19 protein-coding genes are annotated in these 16,934 nt (G+C 62.6%); 9 read left to right on the top strand and 10 right to left on the bottom strand.

What is annotated here, in order from left to right; translation table 11 throughout:
- Nucleotides 1-102: 102 nt before the first annotated feature.
- A complete protein-coding gene (locus HUI96_RS11525) occupies nucleotides 103-510 on the top strand; it encodes an OsmC family protein (protein WP_188254798.1) in 408 nt (135 codons plus the stop codon).
- Nucleotides 511-561: 51 nt separating this feature from the next.
- Here the strand turns inward: HUI96_RS11525 and HUI96_RS11520 are convergent, their stop codons facing one another.
- Entirely contained in the window at nucleotides 562-1,542 is a 981-nt protein-coding gene (locus tag HUI96_RS11520; protein ID WP_188254797.1) for an MBL fold metallo-hydrolase, read from the bottom strand.
- Nucleotides 1,543-1,713: 171 nt separating this feature from the next.
- Here HUI96_RS11520 and HUI96_RS11515 point away from each other — a divergent pair, with 171 nt between their 5' ends.
- Entirely contained in the window at nucleotides 1,714-3,147 is a 1,434-nt protein-coding gene (locus HUI96_RS11515) for an MFS transporter (protein WP_188254796.1), read from the top strand.
- Here the strand turns inward: HUI96_RS11515 and HUI96_RS11510 are convergent.
- Both HUI96_RS11510 and HUI96_RS11505 read right to left on the bottom strand, forming a co-directional pair.
- A complete protein-coding gene (locus HUI96_RS11510) occupies nucleotides 3,125-3,781 on the bottom strand; it encodes an RlmE family RNA methyltransferase (RefSeq protein ID WP_210320139.1) in 657 nt (218 codons plus the stop codon). The two genes, HUI96_RS11515 and HUI96_RS11510, sit on opposite strands and share 23 nt — an antisense overlap.
- Before the next feature lie 47 nt (nucleotides 3,782-3,828).
- Nucleotides 3,829-5,289, bottom strand: a complete 1,461-nt coding sequence (locus HUI96_RS11505; RefSeq protein ID WP_188254794.1) for a Ppx/GppA phosphatase family protein — start codon at nucleotides 5,287-5,289, stop codon at nucleotides 3,829-3,831.
- Nucleotides 5,290-5,410: 121 nt separating this feature from the next.
- On the opposite strand from HUI96_RS11505, the gene HUI96_RS11500 reads away from it, so the two are divergent.
- The 4 genes from HUI96_RS11500 (at nucleotide 5,411) to HUI96_RS11485 (ending at nucleotide 9,035) form a co-directional block, all read left to right on the top strand.
- Nucleotides 5,411-6,337 carry a lysylphosphatidylglycerol synthase domain-containing protein gene (locus HUI96_RS11500; protein WP_188254793.1) on the top strand — a complete coding sequence of 309 codons (927 nt, stop codon included), beginning with the start codon at nucleotides 5,411-5,413 and terminating at the stop codon, nucleotides 6,335-6,337.
- Nucleotides 6,338-6,703: 366 nt separating this feature from the next.
- On the top strand, nucleotides 6,704-7,336 hold the full coding sequence (locus HUI96_RS11495) for a PAS domain-containing protein (protein WP_188254792.1): 633 nt from the start codon (nucleotides 6,704-6,706) through the stop codon (nucleotides 7,334-7,336).
- A gap of 112 nt (nucleotides 7,337-7,448) precedes the next feature.
- Nucleotides 7,449-8,066: a PilZ domain-containing protein gene (locus HUI96_RS11490; RefSeq protein ID WP_210320125.1), complete on the top strand. Its 618-nt coding sequence runs from the start codon at nucleotides 7,449-7,451 to the stop codon at nucleotides 8,064-8,066.
- A 363-nt stretch (nucleotides 8,067-8,429) separates the two neighbouring features.
- The gene (locus tag HUI96_RS11485; RefSeq protein ID WP_188254791.1) at nucleotides 8,430-9,035 is read left to right on the top strand and encodes a transglutaminase-like cysteine peptidase; all 606 of its coding nucleotides are present in this window, start codon (nucleotides 8,430-8,432) and stop codon (nucleotides 9,033-9,035) included.
- Between the two features lie 99 nt (nucleotides 9,036-9,134).
- On the opposite strand, the gene HUI96_RS11480 is transcribed toward HUI96_RS11485, so the two are convergent.
- Entirely contained in the window at nucleotides 9,135-9,665 is a 531-nt protein-coding gene (locus HUI96_RS11480; protein WP_188254790.1) for a gamma carbonic anhydrase family protein, read from the bottom strand.
- A gap of 201 nt (nucleotides 9,666-9,866) precedes the next feature.
- Between HUI96_RS11480 and HUI96_RS11475 the strand changes: the two genes are divergently transcribed.
- Nucleotides 9,867-10,604, top strand: a complete 738-nt coding sequence (locus HUI96_RS11475) for a hypothetical protein (RefSeq protein ID WP_188254789.1) — start codon at nucleotides 9,867-9,869, stop codon at nucleotides 10,602-10,604.
- A gap of 36 nt (nucleotides 10,605-10,640) precedes the next feature.
- Here HUI96_RS11475 and HUI96_RS11470 read toward each other — a convergent pair whose 3' ends face one another.
- The 5 genes from HUI96_RS11470 to HUI96_RS11450 all read right to left on the bottom strand — a co-directional run bounded on the left by HUI96_RS11470 (nucleotide 10,641) and on the right by HUI96_RS11450 (nucleotide 13,941).
- A complete protein-coding gene (locus HUI96_RS11470) occupies nucleotides 10,641-10,844 on the bottom strand; it encodes a DUF3126 family protein (RefSeq protein ID WP_188254788.1) in 204 nt (67 codons plus the stop codon).
- A 150-nt stretch (nucleotides 10,845-10,994) separates the two neighbouring features.
- Nucleotides 10,995-11,843 (bottom strand): serine O-acetyltransferase, encoded by an 849-nt coding sequence (gene cysE / locus HUI96_RS11465; RefSeq protein WP_188254787.1) that lies wholly within the window; start codon nucleotides 11,841-11,843, stop codon nucleotides 10,995-10,997.
- A 148-nt stretch (nucleotides 11,844-11,991) separates the two neighbouring features.
- The gene (locus HUI96_RS11460) at nucleotides 11,992-12,762 is read right to left on the bottom strand and encodes an alpha/beta fold hydrolase (RefSeq protein ID WP_210320124.1); all 771 of its coding nucleotides are present in this window, start codon (nucleotides 12,760-12,762) and stop codon (nucleotides 11,992-11,994) included.
- A gap of 39 nt (nucleotides 12,763-12,801) precedes the next feature.
- Entirely contained in the window at nucleotides 12,802-13,329 is a 528-nt protein-coding gene (locus HUI96_RS11455; protein WP_188254786.1) for a DUF192 domain-containing protein, read from the bottom strand.
- 24 nt (nucleotides 13,330-13,353) lie between these two features.
- Nucleotides 13,354-13,941, bottom strand: coding sequence for a cold-shock protein (locus HUI96_RS11450; RefSeq protein ID WP_188254785.1), 588 nt, complete (start codon nucleotides 13,939-13,941; stop codon nucleotides 13,354-13,356).
- Between the two features lie 222 nt (nucleotides 13,942-14,163).
- On the opposite strand from HUI96_RS11450, the gene HUI96_RS11445 reads away from it, so the two are divergent.
- Entirely contained in the window at nucleotides 14,164-14,604 is a 441-nt protein-coding gene (locus HUI96_RS11445) for a VOC family protein (RefSeq protein ID WP_188254784.1), read from the top strand.
- A 120-nt stretch (nucleotides 14,605-14,724) separates the two neighbouring features.
- Here HUI96_RS11445 and HUI96_RS11440 read toward each other — a convergent pair whose 3' ends face one another.
- Nucleotides 14,725-15,159 (bottom strand): VOC family protein, encoded by a 435-nt coding sequence (locus tag HUI96_RS11440; RefSeq protein WP_188254783.1) that lies wholly within the window; start codon nucleotides 15,157-15,159, stop codon nucleotides 14,725-14,727.
- A gap of 223 nt (nucleotides 15,160-15,382) precedes the next feature.
- Between HUI96_RS11440 and HUI96_RS11435 the strand changes: the two genes are divergently transcribed.
- Nucleotides 15,383-16,915 carry an acyl-CoA carboxylase subunit beta gene (locus HUI96_RS11435; protein WP_188254782.1) on the top strand — a complete coding sequence of 511 codons (1,533 nt, stop codon included), beginning with the start codon at nucleotides 15,383-15,385 and terminating at the stop codon, nucleotides 16,913-16,915.
- Nucleotides 16,916-16,934 lie beyond the last annotated feature (19 nt).

The raw sequence follows: 16,934 nt of genomic DNA, 5'->3' as shown, positions 1-16,934 counted from the left end.
CGCTGGCTCGTACCACGTCTCCTCCGGCTTTGCAAAGCCGCTCTTGCGCAACTATCCGTTGTGGGCAACTGTACGCACGGCCCATACGGGAATTGCAAAGCCATGGTGTCGACGATCGTCGAACTGCGAAACGTGGAAGGCACGCAGGCAGCGATGGGCTGGGCCGGCGCACACACGATCATCGTGGACCGGCCTGAAGGAAGGGCCGGCGGCATGGGACTGGGCTTTAACGGCGCACAACTGCTGGCATTCGCTATCGGCGGCTGCTTCTGCAACGACCTCCGCTATGCCGCGGCCGAGTTGGGCATCGGCCTTGGGAAAATTGCCGTCAGCGTCTCCGTCGCACTCGAGGGCAGCCCGCTGATCGCTACCTCGGCAGCGATGACCGTTTCATGCGAGGCTCTGGACGGCGCCGATCATCAGAAGGTGATCGACCGTGCAAAGGAAATCTGCACGGTCGCCAATTCTCTGCGCCAAGGCATCCCGGTCGCGATCTGGTCGGCCGGATGACCCCGCGCAATTCCTGGGTCGTGTGTCCAGGACACATCCCGGCCCGACTGCCTATAGATCGAGCTGATATGTCTCCGGCACGTAGCGGTAGCCGGTCTCCAGCTTCTCTACATAGCCGACCGCCGGGAACGGCATGTGATAGCCGATGAAGGGGAGCCGGTCGGTCGCGATCATGTCAAACACCTTCCGGCGGGTCGCGGCGGCCATGTCCTTGTCGGCGTCGAACTGCACATGCCAGTCCGGACGCTGCAGCGAGGCGACGTAGTGGTTGGCGGTGTCGGCAGTGAGAACCAGGGTCTTGCCGCCCGACTCGACCGTGAAGATCAGATGGCCCGGAGTGTGGCCTGCAGCCAGCATCGCTCCTAGGCCGGACACGACCTCGCCGCCGTCGCCGACGAATGTCGTCTTCTCTGCCAGGGGCTTGACGTTGGCGGCCACTGCCTTGGCGCCGCCCACGGTGGGTCCGGACATGCGCTCGGGCGCCGTCCAGAAGTCATATTCGGCCTGGCCCATGACGTAGCGGGCATTGGCGAAGGCCGGCGCGCCGTTTTCCATCAGCCCGCCAATGTGGTCGCCATGCATGTGCGAGATGACGACGACCGTCACATCTTCCGGCTTGTAGCCCGAAGCCGCCATTCGGCTGGCGAGTTGGCCCATGCCGTTCTCGCGCGCGCCAGCGCCGAGCCCCGTATCGAAAAGAATCAGTTCTGAACCGGTGTTGACGAGGATGGGCGTGAAGCTGTTCACGAACTTGTTCGTGGGCAGCAGGTTCGCCTCCATGAGTTCCGCAACCGCTTCGGCGGACTGGTTCTGGCCGAAGATCGGGTGCGGACCGTCCCCTGGTCGCAAACCGTCGAGAATCGTCGTGACCTGAAATTCGCCAAACTTGAAGCGGTTGAATCCGGAATTCTGGGCATCGGCAATCGGCACGGCCGCACTCGCGGCTCGAACCATGATCTGGGGAAGCGCCAACGAGGCACTAGCCAGCGCAGCGGCTCCGAGGACTGCTCGTCGGTTCACATCAACTGTCATAGGGTGTTTGCTCCTCTCTCTGTCGCCAAAACAACGACATATGTATGCAGGTACTTGCGTGGCTCCTCTTCACATCAACGTGAGGTAGAGCCATTGCGGCGAGCAGGGCACAGCGAGTTGTGCTTGAAGCATGGCGCGAAAGCGGCGGCGCACCTTACACGAGCCAACCAATTGCAACGCACTGTCCCGCTCATTCTCGCGGTCGCACTGTTCATGGAGAACATGGATTCGACCGTGATCTCGACCTCGCTGCCCGCGATTGCAGCGGACATCGGCACTAGCGCGATCGCGCTGAAGCTGGCGCTTACTTCCTATCTGGTTGCGCTCGCTGTGTTCATTCCGATCAGCGGATGGATGGCCGACCGTTTCGGGGCCAAGCATGTGTTCCGGGCGGCCATCGCCGTGTTCGTCCTGGGCTCCATAGCCTGTGCCATATCCGGATCGCTGCTTGCCTTCGTCGCCTCACGCACACTGCAAGGCATAGGCGGAGCGATGATGACGCCACTGGCGCGGCTGGTGCTCGTCAGGGCAACACCGCGCGACGACCTGGTCGGCGCGATGGCGTGGCTGACCGTTCCGGGGCTCATCGGCCCCCTTGTCGGGCCGCCCATCGGCGGTTTCATCACCACCTACTTCACCTGGCACTGGATCTTCCTGATCAACGTGCCGATCGGCCTGGCCGGCATCTGGCTCGCCGGCCACTTCCTGCCGAACGTGGAGGTGTCCGGTGCGCCGCCGCTCGACGTCCGGGGGTTCCTGCTCTCCGGAATCGCGGCATCCGGCGTGGTGTTCGGGCTCTCGGTCATCAGCCTGCCGGCACTGCCTCCCTCGATCGGCGCGGTCACGCTGGCAGCGGGTTTGGTGGCAGCACTTCTTTATGCGCGGCACGCCGCACGAGCACGCTTCCCTATCCTGGACCTGCGATTGTTCAAGAGCGCCGGCTTTCGATCAGCGGTCCTCGGCGGCTCGCTCTTTCGCGTCGGCAATGGCGCGGTGCCCTTCCTTCTGCCGCTGATGCTGCAACTCGGTTTCGGCATGACGCCGTTCCAGTCCGGCATGCTGACCTTCGCCACGGCGTTCGGCGCGATCGGCATGAAATTCATAGCCAAGACGGTTCTTCGGCTGGGCGGCTTCCGCAACGTGCTTATCTGCTCGGGTCTCATGGCATCGCTAATTGTCGCGGCCAATGGGTCGTTCACCGCGCAGGCTCCCGTGCCTGTGATCCTCGCGGTGCTGGTCGCCGCGGGCTTCCTGCGGTCTTTGTTCTTTACGGCCACCAACGCGCTCGTCTTTGCCGACATCGATGACCGCCAGGCCAGTCAGGCGGCCGCGATTGCAGCCGTGTTCCAGCAGATCAGCGTCGCAGTGGGTGTCGCGATCGGCGGTGGCATCCTGGAGATAGAGGCGCACTTGCAGACGGGCGGGCTGAGCGTCGACGACTTCTCCTCTGCGTTTTTCATCGTTGCCGCGATCGCGGCAAGTTCAGCCGTGCCGTTCTTGCTGATGTCTGGAGAGGTCGGCAGGACCGTATCCGGGCATCGCCGTGCGGGATTGCAGGAAGAGAGCGGCGCCGAAGTGAAGATCAGCCGGGCGCACGACCCTTGAAGTCGCGCGCCAGCAGGTAGAGCTCCACCGATTCGTCTCGGGAGGCCGGCGGCTTCACGTGATGCACGGAGCGGAAATGCTGCTTCAGGCGCGCCAGTAGGTCCGTCTCGGTTCCGCCCTGAAAGGTCTTTGCAAGGAAATGGCCTCCGGGCCTCAGCACGGAGATCGCGAAGTCGGCCGCCACCTCGCAGAGATGCATGGTCCGCAGGTGATCGGTGCGCCTGTGCCCCGTCGTCGGTGCGGCCATGTCCGACAGCACGAGATCGGGTTCGCCCCCGAGAGATTCCATGAGCCGTTCCGGTGCCGCATCGTCCAGAAAATCCATCTGGAGCAGAACGACGCCCGGAATCGGGTCGATCTCCAGATAGTCGATGCCGACGACGAGCGGATGCTGGTCAGTCGAGTGCGTCTTTGCGGCGGCGATCTGGCACCATCCGCCGGGAGCGGCGCCGAGGTCGATCACACGCTTGCCCGGCCCGAGCAACTTGTACTTCTCGTCGATCTCCAACAGCTTGTAGGCCGCCCGAGAGCGGTAGCCTTCCGCCCTAGAACGCTGCACATAGGGGTCGTTCATGTGGCGCTCGAGCCAGCGCCGCGAAGACTCCTTCAAGCCGCTCTTCTTCTTGATGCGCATCTTGAGGACCCGGCCGGCGGCCGGGCCGGACTTGCCGGACTTGTTGCTCACGGCCTGGCTCCTATGGCTACACTGCGCCGCCAAACACCCTGATCGGCCATGAGTTCGCTCAAAATCCCTTCGCGCAGGCCCCGGTCGGCCACCCGCAGCCGCGGCGCCGGCCACTGGGCGCGGATCGCCTCCAGTATCGCGCAGCCGGCCAGCACCAGATCGGCACGATCGGCGCCGATGCAGGGACTGGCGACGCGCTGACTAAAGTCCCAGTTCAAGAGGGTGGAGATCATATGGTCGACGTGATCGCTCTCCAGCCAGAGGCCGTCGACCCTGCGCCGATCATAGCGCTCCAGTCCGAGATGCACACCCGCCAGGGTGGTGACCGTCCCAGAGGTCCCGAGAAGATGGAAGCGCCCACCGGCAACGAGATGCCTGAGCCGATGGCGGCCCTCGAAGGCCTGAATCATCTCCCTTACTTCCGAGACCATCGCAGAGAAGATCGCCGGCGTCACTTCGCGGCCGCCATAGCGTTCGGCAAGCGAGACCACGCCGACCGGCAGCGACGTCCACGAAACGATGTGGTTTGCGAGCCTGGGTGAACGATGGCGGGACACATCGATAAGCGCGATCTCCGACGACCCGCCGCCGATGTCGAACAGCACCACCGCATCGGTGCCGCGCTCCACAAGGGGGCCACATCCCGACACCGCCAGCCGTGCTTCGGTGCGTCGGTCGATGATCTCCAACTCGATGCCTGCTTCCCGCCGCACGCGCTGCAGGAATTCGCGTCCGTTTGCGGCCGAGCGACAGGCTTCGGTGGCGACCAGGCGCGCGGCACGGATAGCCCTCCCCTTCAACTTGTCGTTGCAGATCCTCAGGGCCTCTACGGCCCTGTCCATCGCTAACTCGTTCAGCCGTCCCGTGGCCGTCAGACCCTCGCCAAGCCGGACGATCCGCGAGTACGCATCGATCACACGAAAATGTCCTGGACGGCTCGGCAATGCGACCAGGAGGCGGCAGTTATTGGTGCCGAGGTCGAGCGCGGCAAAGGCAGGTTCATCCCGATTGGTTGCGATTGGCGGAAGCTCGGGAGCAACGGGAGAAATCCCGTTCATCTTCCCCGGCGCCTGATCACTTGGCGTGACAGGTCTCGACGCAACCGGTTCCGCGCGAGCCGCAACAGCTTCAATAGATGTTTGAGAATCGCGCGCGAACACCTTGCGTTCGCGACGATTTTTCCGCCGTTTCCTGCTCTTCTTGGCAGGTGCCGGGGCGTCTTCGGCTTGTCCATGACGGACAATCTCAGGTGAACGCCCGCCCGGCTTCGGCCTTTGGCGCTGCACCCGACCTCGAGCGCCGAATCGCGCCCGAGAGCCTTCAGACCCCCCTCCTTCCCGCGCTGGCGCGCCGGCTTCAGGGTCTTCCACGTTGTTCCTTCCGGCGCCGCGCGCACCCGAAGGACGCTGCGGGCCTCTATCTTGCGTTGAGCAGACAATAACAGCAGGGGGGGCCATCACCAAGAGGGTCAAATTCGATTGTCGCAATGGGTTGCGGGGAGCGACTCTTGGGCCATATTGTGGCAGCGATCGGTCCAGCACTCGGTCGAGGCGCATCTCCAAGCGATGACAGGGGCGAATGAAATTTAAGAGCTATTTCTGGCCGGCGATCGGGCTCTGCGCGGTCGCCCTATCGATATGGCTCCTGTACAAAGAGCTGCGCGGTATTTCCCTGGAGGAGTTGGGCGACGGCATCAGCGCCATTCCGCTTCACGCCTGGCTTTTATCCGCCGCCAGCTCGATCGTCGCCTATGCGGCTCTTGCCGGCTACGACCACATCGCGCTCCTCCACGTTGGCCGCAAGGTCTCGTTCTTTTTCATCACCGTCAGTTCCTTCACCACCTATGCGCTGTCGCACAATATCGGTGGTTCCGTCCTGTCAGGGGCGGTGATCCGCTACCGGGCATATGCCTCCCAAGGGCTATCGGCGCACGAGGTCGGAGTGCTGGTCGCCCTGTGCTCCTTCACCTTTGCGTTCGGTGTCGCCCTGCTCGGCTCGTTCCTGCTGATCCTCGAACCGGAAGTGTTCGACGGGTTCGTCGATTTTCTGCCGGTTGGGGCCACGAGGGTGACGGGAGTGGTGATCCTTCTGCTGATTCTTCTCTACGTCTTTGGGAGTTGGCTGCAGCTCAGGGCGGTCAAGATCGGCCGTTTCACCATCCACTATCCGCGCCTGCCGATCGTGCTTCGTCAGCTCGTCATTGGCCCGATAGAGCTCATAGGTGCCGCCGGGATCATCTATTTCGCCCTGCCCGAGGCGGGAAATCCCGGGTTTCTGGTCATTCTCGGAGTGTTCCTGGTCTCCTTCAGCGCTGCGCTCATCTCACATGCGCCCGGCGGTCTCGGCGTCCTGGAACTGGTGTTCCTGCACGGCCTGCCCAACATGGATCCCGTGGCGGTCCTGGCCGCCTTGCTTGTGTTCCGGCTCTTCTATCTGATCGTTCCGCTGATACTGGCGATCTTTGCCGTGCTTGCGTTCGAACGGTCCCAGTGGGCGCGCCGGTAGTTCGCGGTTACTCACGGCAGCAGAACCTGCCTGCAGGACGGGTGCTGGACGCTCTCCTCTTCACGGCTCAGGTTCGAAAATAGAAAGGCCGTTCAGGATCGCTCCTGAACGGCCGGTCGAGTCCCCGCTCTCCCTGTAGACTCTTATAATTTTTGACTGGAGGCCCGGCACTGCCGCGCCTCTGGGATCATCAATGCCAGTTTCAATTTGAAGGGGCAATCTCAACCGAAAATTAACCTTAACCGCGCCCGGCACCGCTGTCTCCCATCTGGCACGTCCCCTGCAACACGCAGCCTCAGAGGGACGAACGGCGCCTAACCGTCCGACCCTGAAACAGAAAACAGCCCGAACCGGGGTGAGGACGACATGAAACGGGAAGGATCCGTCAATCTGTTCCATTATTGGAACCGTCTGCGCGATGGACGTCCGGCGCCGAAGCGCACCGAGGTCGAGCCGGCGGACATCAAGGCGCATCTGGGCGACACCTTTATCCTCGAGAGCGACTCGCGCGGCGAGGCGGTGTTCAGACTGGCGGGGACGCGCCTCTGCGCGATCTATGGACGCGAATTGAAGGGATTCGCCTTCTCCTCCTTGTGGCGTGACAAGGACTGCCAGATGATGTCTCGCCTGGTGAGCGGCGTGTTCCAGGACAAAACTGTACTCGTCGTCGCATATCAGGGGCTTACGCGCTCGAACCGGTCGCTCCCGCTCGAACTGCTGCTCTTGCCGCTGGAAGGTGGCGAGGAGAATCGGCGCGCCCTGGGGATCATCTCTCCGGAGACCAAGCCGTTCTGGCTCGGTGCGGACCCCATCACCGAAGCTACGCTCCAGACAGTGCGGGTCGTCGATCCCGACCGGGAACCCTTTCTTCTGAAGAGCCGCGCGGCGCAGCCCGAAACCAACCCGGTGAAACTTCCGCCGCAGATGCCCGACCTCGTCCGCGACGGCGCCCGCCGCATCCGCCATCTCGTGGTTCTGCCCGGAGGTCGCGCTGGATGATCACAATAGTGAACAATCACGCTCGAGTTCTTACCGGTCGTTAACCCGGCGCAGATTATTCAGGCAGTCGGTATAGCAGGACTCTCGCACATCCTGCATCTGGCGGAGCCATATGGTGATCAGGGCGACGGCAATCGACCAATCGCAATCGAGGGCGGAACGCCGCAATTTTCAGCGCGTGCGCGTGAAGATCTACGGCCGCTTCATGCTCGAAGACCGAACCGAGCATCCCTGCCAGGTGATCGACATGTCGCCTGGCAATGCGGCTTTACGCGCAGACAGGATCGGTCTGCCCGGGGAGAAGGTGATCGCCTATATCGATCACATCGGCCGCATCGAGGGCGTCGTGACACGCACCTTGGATGACGGCTTCGCGATGACCATCATCGCGTCCGACCGCAAGAAGGACAAGCTGGCCGCGCAACTCACCTGGCTGGCGAACAAGCACGAACTCGATCTCCCGGAGGATCGCCGCCACGAACGCGTCGCGCCGCGCAATCCACTGACCACCCTGCAACTGACGGACGGACGGCAGTATCAGTGCAGGATCATCGACCTGTCGCTCTCGGGCGCGGCGGTCGAGATCGACGTGAAGCCGGCCATCGGAGTGCACATCGTTCTGGGTACGATGCGCGGCCAGGTCGTCCGGCACTTCGAGGATGGCATCGCGATCGAGTTCGCCGTGCTGCAGCGCTCGGACACGCTGGAAAGCGAGTTCAGCGGCGAATAGCTCAGGACCTGAATCGATCGCCTCGGCGCGACAAGCCGGAGACATCTCCCCAAATAGACGACCCGACCGGTAGGGCCTGACGAGGCTCGGCGGGTCATTCGCACCTTGTCACCTCATCGGGAACCAGGCATCGGCGTCCGCAATGGGCGCGAACTGCGTTCGCCACGCGACTTGGATTGGGAGATGGCCGCGACCTCTGCGATCGGATAATTCGAATTTTATTTAATTCTGCATCGAATTTTCCTCAAATATAGATCGCAACTTATTCTTATCCTCCAAAACTTTGAGCCAAGTTCTACTACAGTGCTTTGCGTGAAATAAATCCGAGCCTGTCATTGTCCCCTCGAACGGGGAGACGATCACATGGGACTTTGGAAGAGGGCACCGCTGCTCGCGGCGGCGCTGATCGCCGTGTGGGGCTTGGCTACGCCGGCGGAATCGGCCGGTTCATTCATGAAGACGGGTGGACGCACCACGCAACCGATAGGGCACTACGAGTTCTGCCAGACGTACAAGCAGGAGTGCCAGCAGAAGACGCCGCGGCAGTCACCGGTGGAACTGACCCGCCAACTCTGGTCGGCGATGGTCAAGATCAACAACGCGGTAAACACGTCAGTCATGCCGATGACCGACATGGAACTGTGGGGGCGCGAGGAAGTCTGGTCCTATCCGGACGGCGCCGGGGACTGCGAGGACTATGCGCTCGAGAAGCGTCGCCAACTGATGGCGTTGGGCGTCCCCGCCGGAGACCTACTGATGACGGTTGTGCGCCAACCAAATGGCGACGGTCATGCGGTCCTGACGATGCGCACCAGCCTCGGCGACTTCATACTCGACAACCTCGAGCCGCGAATTCTCTCCTGGGAGCAGACAGCCTACACCTATCTGAAGCGACAGTCGGAACTGCATTCCGGCGTTTGGATCAAGATCAATGACGGCCGCGCCGATGCGGTCGCTAGCGTGAAGTAGCGGACCGTGGAAAAACCCGGTCGAGTCCCCCTCCCCGTCCCCAACGACCGGGTTCAGGAGCCGGCCCGTCCCCGGGCCGGCTCCGTTTCTTATGGACCTCTATCCAATCTGCTTGAAGCCGCTCCGGAACCGGCGCCCATTGGCGACATAGTGTTCGGCCGATACCCTGAGACCCGCAGCCGCGCTCTCGTCCAGCGTGCGGATGACCTTCGCCGGCGAACCCACAATGAGCGAGTTGTCCTCGAACACCTTGCCCTCGGTGACCAGGGCTCCGGCCCCCACCAGACAGTTTTTGCCGATGCGTGCGCCGTTGAGCACGATCGCGCCCATCCCGATCAGGCTGTTTTCACCGATCACGCATCCATGCAGGATTGCGCGATGACCGATCGTGCAGCCTTCTCCGATCTCGAGCGGGAAGCCCGGATCGGTGTGCATGATCACGTGCTCCTGCACATTCGTGCCAGCGCCGATCGAAATCCGCTCGTTGTCGCCGCGGATGACGGCGCCGAACCATATGCCCGCATCGCAGCCGATACGGACATTGCCGATGATCGTGGCATCAGGCGCGACCCAGTTGCTCGCCTCGTCCTCGAACTCAGGCGCAATTCCGTCGATTGAATAGAGAGGCATTCTACGCTCCTTGCCCGACTCGCAATCGGAACCAGCATAGTCGCAGCACATATGGAAGGGCAGATGCGGAGCGCGATTGGCGCTGACGGCGGCAAACCCCTTTACCGGCCGTTTACCATGGCGGGCCACAATCGGCCTGCGGATGCTTCGGGGGAGCAGGTCCGCAGCAATCGAGCCGTAAGGGCATCCAGGGCTGCTGCGATGAGCCAAACCATTGCCGATGATGCCGATGATGCCGATGAGGGCCTGCTCGGCTCGCGCTTCACCACGCGCCTTTTCATCGGCTGCGCTTCGCTCGCCCTGATTTCACTGGGCTTGAGCATCGCCGGCAAGCTGTTCGGCGGTTCGATCGCGCTTGCAGGTTACAGCGACGACCCGACAGTCCGTGAAATCGTCATCGGTAACAATGTCATTGCCGCTCCGGCCAATACGATCCGCTTCGAGCGGGCTCGCAGCAGTGGGGTAGCGTCGCGACTGGATCTCTATCTCCGCTATCCTCAACTCGACGGCTACAGCGACGCGGCCCGCGACGATTTTAACAGCGCGCGGGGTATTCGGAACATCCTCTTCCTCGGCTTCGAGGAACGCATGATGTCGCGCGACATGAGCGGCCGCTTCGAACCCATCTACAGCGCCCTCATCACGCGGCCCGGCAAGAAGGGCCCGTCGGGGCTGACGGTATATGACTTCGAGAACAAGTCCGGCTACCTGAACGAGGTACTCGTGGTCGCGCCGCGGCGAAGCCTAGAGCCCTTCGTCGCGCGTTGCCTGAGCGGCCCGAGCGCCGAGGAATCGCTCGCGCCGTGCGAGCGCGACGTCGACATTGGCGACAATCTCAGCCTGACCTATCGCTTCCCGCGCGAATTGCTGGCTGAGTGGGAGAAACTGGACTCGGCGGTCGTGGCGAAGGCCGAGCAGATGCTGAAGACGGTTCGCTAGGGCTTGGGGTGAGGCTCAAAGCCCTAGCCGGCCGGATCAGGCGAGATCGATATCGAGGATCGCCATCGAGAAATTGTAGTCGCCGTCCTCTTCGTCCTTGAAGATGATGCCGAGGAACTCTTCGCCGACATAGACCTCGGCAGAGTCGGACTTCCGCGGCCGGGCCCGCACCTGCATGCTCGGATTCTTGAATGTACGCTTGAAATAGGCGTCCAGCTTCTTGATCTCGTCAGGCTTCAAGGTCGTCTCCGGTGGCGCTTCGTATGGGGGCTTCTGACACGCGAGGTGGCGGCCTGTAAAGGTTGCCGCCTCCATTCGCCCACAGCGGCGCCCCTCCCGGGTCAGCAACGTCCCGAGTGTGATATAGTTCGGGAAACGCCGAGGGGAAGCTCAGATATCGAAGCTGACCACTTGGTCCATCGTCTGCGACGGAAGGAACTGGTCCATCTGCCGCGATGGCCGCTCGCATCCCGATTCGCCAACCACCCTCGCGGGCACTCCTGCGACCGTCTTGTTGTGAGGCACCGGCGCCAGCACGACCGAACCGGCCGCGATCTTTGAGCAGTGGCCGATCTCGATATTGCCGAGGATCTTCGCGCCGGCGCCGATCAGCACGCCATAGCGGATCTTCGGATGCCGGTCGCCGCCGGCCTTGCCCGTGCCGCCCAGCGTGACACTGTGGAGAATCGAGACGTCGTCTTCGATCACCGCCGTCTCGCCCACCACAAGCCCAGTCGCATGGTCGAGGAAGATGCCCTTGCCCATCCTCGATGCGGGGTGGATGTCGGTCTGGAACACCGACGACGAACGGCTCTGCAGGTAGAGCGCGAAGTCGCGCCGGCCGTTCTGCCACAGCCAGTGCGCCAGCCTGTGCGTCTGGATCGCGTGGAATCCTTTGAAATAGAGGATCGGCATGAAGAAACGGTCGCAGGCAGGATCGCGATCGTAATAGGCCTGGATGTCGGCGCGCACGGCCGTGCTCCAGTCGGGATCTTCGGCCACCATCGCCCTGAAAGTCTGGCGGATCAGATTCGAGCTCACGTCGGCATGGTCCAGCCGTTCCGAGATCCGGTGGATCACCGCCTCTTCCAAGGAGTCCTGGTTGAGAATGATGGAATAGAGGAAGGCCGACAGCAGCGGATCGCGAGCCACTGCATCCAATGCCTCTTCGCGCACCGTGCTCCAGATCGGATCGACAGGCTGGACGGCATTGGGCTTGGCCAGGCTGGTCTTGCTCATCAAGGTCTCCGTAGGGGTCCCCGCAGTAGGCAACTCTATATCGCGCCCGACGGTTTCGTTGAACTCAAAATTCCTCACCGCCTCCTCAAATGGATTGTATTGCCACTCTGTCAAGAACACGTGACATGCGGTTCCGGCTGGAAGCTGCCTAAAGTGGGTGCGCGGCGAGGAATTCGAGCGTGCGCCTCTTGAAGGTGCGATCGCCGACCGACAGCATGTGGTCCCGCCCTTCGATCACGAAGGCTTCGGCATTCGGCATAAGCCCCGCGAGATCGGGCGCCGAGCCGCCGATATCGTCCTTGCTGCCGACAGCGACCAGCGTCGGCTGCGTGATTCTGGAGACCTCGTTTTCCGGAAGAAGCGTCCGCGACGTCTCGATGCAGGCCGCCAACGCCCGGCGGTCGCTCTTGGTTTGGTCCGCGAAGGCACGGAAGGTTTTGGCTCTGGGCTCTTCGATCGTGGAAGGATCGTCGGCAAGAAGCGCCGCCGCGATCGGGTCCCATTCGCCGACGCCTTCCACCATGCCGATGCCAAGCCCGCCGAAGACCAGGGTGGCCACCAGTGCCGGCTCCTGCAGCGCAAGAAACGCGGAGATGCGGGCGCCCATCGAATAGCCCATCACATGGGCGCGCTCGATGCCGAGATGACCGAGCAAAGCCGCGGCATCGCCCGCCATCTTCTCCGGCGTGTAGTCGGCCGGATCATAGCTCTTGCTCGAAGCGCCGTGGCCGCGATTGTCGAGCGCAATCACCCGATAGCCGGCATCGTTCAGCGTCTTGACCCAGCCGGGCGCGATCCAGTTGACCTGCATGCTCGAGGCAAAACCGTGGATCAGCATGACCGGCTCGCCGGCGCCTGATTCCGGCGGGCTGTCCAGATACGCCAATTCGAAGCCTTGATGAGAAAAGAACTGCCTCAAGCCGATACCGCCCTACATTCTCGGCCGGAATTCCGAACCCTACTGGGCTTCAGCTGGATTTCCGGCACCGCTTGCCCGATCGATCAAAGGGTGGCGCAGCTCTGTCCCGTCGACGATGCCGGTCTTTTCCGCCGTTCCCGCCTTGAGCTCAAGCACGAAGCGAACCGGCTCGCGGGGCGAGATGGCGGCTTCGGAGAAAGGCTCACCCTGCCTTACCGCCCGCACCTTGCCGTCCTGACCGACGAAGATCAGGTCGAGCCGCATAGGCGTGTTCTTCATCCAGAAACTAAGCGGCTGCGTCTGCTCGAAAACGAACAGCATCCCGTGGTCGTCCGCCATCTCCTTACGGAACATCAATCCCGTTGACCGCTCAGCCGGGTCGTCGGCCACTTCGATCGTGAAGCGCCTTTCACCCGAGGATGTCTCCGCGATCAGCGGCGTCGGATCGGTCTCCAGGAACTGACCCTGCGCGCTCGCGGGCAAAGGTGCCTGCAAGGACAGATATGCTGCGGCGCTGAGTGCCACGACACTAGACGTGGCCGCGACCATCCACGGTGTTCGGTTCATCGGAACTCCAATACCCGCCGAAGCTCAGTGCGACGGCAAGGTTCCGATATCGGGATGGATTTCGGCGGCCATAAGGCCCTTCTCGCCACGTCCGAAGCGCACGAGCACGACCTGACCGGGGCGCAGTTCCGTGAGCCCGTAACGGCGCAGCGTCTCCATATGGACGAAGATGTCCTCGGTCCCCTCGCCGCGGGTCAGGAAGCCGAAGCCTTTCGTGCGGTTGAACCACTTCACCAGCGCGCGCTCGATTCCGCTCTCGGCCACAACCGCCACGTGCGTCCGCTGCTCCGGCATTTCTGCCGGGTGGAGCGCGGTCGAATTATCCACGCTGAGGACGCGGAAGGCCTGAAGTCCACGATCGCCTCGCTTGGCAAGGCAGACGATGCGTGCACCCGCATAGGCGGTCTGGAAGCCATCGCGGCGCAGGCAGGTGACGTGAATGAGCACGTCGCCGCGTCCCTCGTCGGGCAGGATAAAGCCGTAGCCCTTAGCTACATCGAACCACTTGATGGAGCCGGCCACCTCGACGACACCGGCGGCCTCTCCCTCGTCGTGGTTGGAAGCGTCCTCGGCCCTCAGTATTCGTTCCAACGAAGAGGCCCTGTCCGCCATCAGAACCCACCTTTCTTAACCATAACACTGGTGATTCTCACGCCGGAGCATAGCACTTGCGCTTTGTTCTTGTGCAAGACCTGCGAGAGCTTTTTCCACCTCGCGATAGTCGAATGGAGCGACCGTCGGCAGGCGCGCAACACTCCTAAACAGTGGTTGCTGTGCCGCAGCGGCATGGCCTAATTAGCCTTATCTCACGGCTGAACCGCGGAAGGAACAGACATGCGCTATCTCCACACCATGGTCCGGGTGACCGACGTCGACGCCTCCCTGGATTTCTATTGCAACAAGCTCGGTCTGGTTGAGGTGCGCCGGCACGAGAACGAGAAGGGCCGCTTTACGCTGATCTTCCTGGCCGCGCCCGGCGACACGGACACCTCGAAGGCGAAGCGCGCGCCCGAACTGGAACTCACCTACAACTGGGATCCCGAGACCTACACCGGCGGGCGCAATTTCGGCCATCTCGCCTACAAGGTCGACAATGTCTATGAGACCTGCCAGCGCCTGATGGATGCGGGCGTCACCATCAACCGCCCGCCGCGCGACGGCAACATGGCTTTCGTGCGCTCGCCGGACAACATCTCGATCGAGATCCTGCAGGAAGGCGATCCGCTGCCGCCGCAGGAGCCGTGGGTCTCGATGCCGAACACTGGGGTCTGGTAAGTCGTCACGCGCCTCCCCGGCGGGGCGGCATGGCGCCTGTCCATCCGCCTAAACCTGCTGGGCAGTGTTCCTACGGCAGGAACGCTGCCCATCAGCAACAAAACTGTGGGAGGATCCCCCTCAGGCGCTCTGCTGGGCGCCTGCCTCGCCGGACTCCACGGCAGCCGGATCCATCCAGACCACTTCCCAGATGTGGCCGTCAGGGTCCTCGAAGCTGCGGCTGTACATGAAGCCGTGATCCTGGACCGCATTGGGATCCGCCTTCCCACCGGCTGAACCGGCCTTTCCGACCATAGCGTCGACGTCGTCGCGGCTGTCCGCCGACACCGCGAGCATGACCTGGCAGGTCTCGTGCGCATTCGCGATCGGCCTCGCCGTGAAGGAACTGAACTTGTCGTGCGTCAGCAACATCGCGAAGATCGTGTCGGAGAAAACAATGCAGGAGGCCGTATCGTCCGAGAACTGCGGGTTCTTCGTTCCGCCGACGGCCTCGTAGAACCGGGTGGACCTTGCCAGGTCGGTCACCGGCAGGTTGACGAAAATCATCTTGGGCATGATGGCTCCCTCTTTCCGAATGTTTCAGTGCCGATATGACGAATGATAGCGGCGCGATCCGACATCACCATTCTGACTTTTTTGGAAGCGATCTCTCCTGAGAGTGCCGAAGCGGCCTTGCCGCGGCGCGCAAGCTGGTAGCTTCATGGAGCCTGCTTGCACCCTTCGGGCTGGTTCATTACACCGCGAATTCTGATGCTCGTGCCCGTGTGGAAACCGCCAAATGAAGGAAGTGCTCGAGGAACTCGCCCGTCGCCGCGAGATCGCCCGCCTCGGCGGAGGCAAGGAGCGGATCGATGCGCAGCATCGCCGCGGCAAGCTGACGGCGCGCGAGCGCATCGAGGTCTTTCTCGACGAAGGGTCGTTCGAGGAATTCGACATGTTCGTCGAACATCGCTCGACCGATTTCGGGATGGAGAAGACCAAGATCGCCGGCGACGGCGTGGTCACCGGATGGGGGACGGTGAACGGCCGCCCGGTCTTCCTGTTCGCCAAGGATTTTACCGTTTTCGGCGGGTCCTTGTCGGAAGCACATGCGGAAAAAATCCAGAAGATCCAGGACATGGCGCTGCGCAATCGAGCGCCGATCATCGGCCTCTACGATGCCGGCGGCGCGCGCATCCAGGAGGGCGTTGCAGCGTTAGGCGGCTATGCGGAGGTCTTCCAGCGCAACGTGCTGGCCTCCGGCGTCATCCCACAGATTTCGGTGATCATGGGCCCCTGTGCCGGCGGGGACGTCTATTCGCCGGCCATGACCGACTTCATCTTCATGGTGCGCGACACGTCCTACATGTTCGTGACTGGCCCTGACGTGGTGAAGACCGTCACCAACGAGACCGTGACCGCGGAGCAACTCGGCGGGGCTTCCATCCACACCACCAAATCGTCCATCGCAGACGGCGCCTATGACAACGACGTCGAGGCGCTGCTGCAGATGCGCCGGCTGATCGACTTCCTGCCCGCCTCGAACACGGCCGAAATCCCCGAAATCGAATGCTACCAGTCGGTGACCAACAGCGACATGTCGCTCGACCGGCTCGTCCCTGACAACGCCAACAAGCCCTACGACATCCGCGAGATGATCCTGAAGACCGCCGATGAAGGCGACTTTTTCGAGATCCAGCAGTCATTCGCGAAGAACATCGTCGTCGGCTTCGGCCGCATGGAGGGGCGCACGGTCGGCTTCGTCGCCAACCAGCCGATGGTGCTCGCCGGCGTGCTCGACTCCGAGGCCAGCCGCAAGGCGGCGCGTTTCGTACGCTTCTGCGACTGCTTCAACATCCCGATCGTCACCTTCGTCGACGTGCCCGGCTTCCTGCCCGGCACCGCGCAGGAATATGGCGGGCTGATCAAGCACGGGGCGAAGCTCCTCTTCGCCTATGCCGAAGCGACCGTGCCGAAGGTCACGATCATCACGCGGAAGGCTTTTGGAGGCGCCTATGACGTGATGGCTTCGAAACACCTGCGCGGCGATGTGAACTATGCATGGCCGAGCGCCCAGATCGCGGTAATGGGCGCCAAGGGCGCTGTGGAGATCATCTACCGCAAGGACAATGGCGACCCCGACAAGATCGCCAAGCACACGAAGGCCTATGAGGACCGTTTCCTCTCGCCCTTCGTCGCGGCCGAGCGCGGCTATGTCGACGAGGTCATCATGCCGCACTCGACGCGGCGGCGCGTCGCCCGGGCGTTGCGCCTCCTGCGCAACAAGGACCTCCAGAACCCCTGGAAGAAGCACGACAACATACCGCTGTGATAACTACACCTGAACCCCG

Origin of the sequence: Pseudaminobacter soli (ex Zhang et al. 2022) (assembly GCF_014595955.1) — a bacterium.
Lineage (GTDB): Bacteria > Pseudomonadota > Alphaproteobacteria > Rhizobiales > Rhizobiaceae > Kumtagia > Kumtagia pseudosoli.
Note: the sequence above shows the minus strand (reverse complement) of the source record. Positions and strands in the feature narration are given on the sequence as shown.

Bases quoted from the DNA above. Each gene is read 5' to 3' on its own strand.
- HUI96_RS11525 (WP_188254798.1), top strand. From the start codon at position 103: ATGGTGTCGACGATCGTCGAACTGCGAAACGTGGAAGGCACGCAGGCA.
- HUI96_RS11520 (WP_188254797.1), bottom strand. From the start codon at position 1,542: ATGACAGTTGATGTGAACCGACGAGCAGTCCTCGGAGCCGCTGCGCTG.
- HUI96_RS11510 (WP_210320139.1), bottom strand. From the start codon at position 3,781: ATGCGCATCAAGAAGAAGAGCGGCTTGAAGGAGTCTTCGCGGCGCTGG.
- HUI96_RS11505 (WP_188254794.1), bottom strand. From the start codon at position 5,289: ATGGCCCCCCCTGCTGTTATTGTCTGCTCAACGCAAGATAGAGGCCCG.
- HUI96_RS11500 (WP_188254793.1), top strand. From the start codon at position 5,411: ATGAAATTTAAGAGCTATTTCTGGCCGGCGATCGGGCTCTGCGCGGTC.
- HUI96_RS11495 (WP_188254792.1), top strand. From the start codon at position 6,704: ATGAAACGGGAAGGATCCGTCAATCTGTTCCATTATTGGAACCGTCTG.
- HUI96_RS11490 (WP_210320125.1), top strand. From the start codon at position 7,449: ATGGTGATCAGGGCGACGGCAATCGACCAATCGCAATCGAGGGCGGAA.
- HUI96_RS11485 (WP_188254791.1), top strand. From the start codon at position 8,430: ATGGGACTTTGGAAGAGGGCACCGCTGCTCGCGGCGGCGCTGATCGCC.
- HUI96_RS11480 (WP_188254790.1), bottom strand. From the start codon at position 9,665: ATGCCTCTCTATTCAATCGACGGAATTGCGCCTGAGTTCGAGGACGAG.
- HUI96_RS11475 (WP_188254789.1), top strand. From the start codon at position 9,867: ATGAGCCAAACCATTGCCGATGATGCCGATGATGCCGATGAGGGCCTG.
- cysE (WP_188254787.1), bottom strand. From the start codon at position 11,843: ATGAGCAAGACCAGCCTGGCCAAGCCCAATGCCGTCCAGCCTGTCGAT.
- HUI96_RS11455 (WP_188254786.1), bottom strand. From the start codon at position 13,329: ATGAACCGAACACCGTGGATGGTCGCGGCCACGTCTAGTGTCGTGGCA.
- HUI96_RS11450 (WP_188254785.1), bottom strand. From the start codon at position 13,941: ATGGCGGACAGGGCCTCTTCGTTGGAACGAATACTGAGGGCCGAGGAC.
- HUI96_RS11445 (WP_188254784.1), top strand. From the start codon at position 14,164: ATGCGCTATCTCCACACCATGGTCCGGGTGACCGACGTCGACGCCTCC.
- HUI96_RS11440 (WP_188254783.1), bottom strand. From the start codon at position 15,159: ATGCCCAAGATGATTTTCGTCAACCTGCCGGTGACCGACCTGGCAAGG.
- HUI96_RS11435 (WP_188254782.1), top strand. From the start codon at position 15,383: ATGAAGGAAGTGCTCGAGGAACTCGCCCGTCGCCGCGAGATCGCCCGC.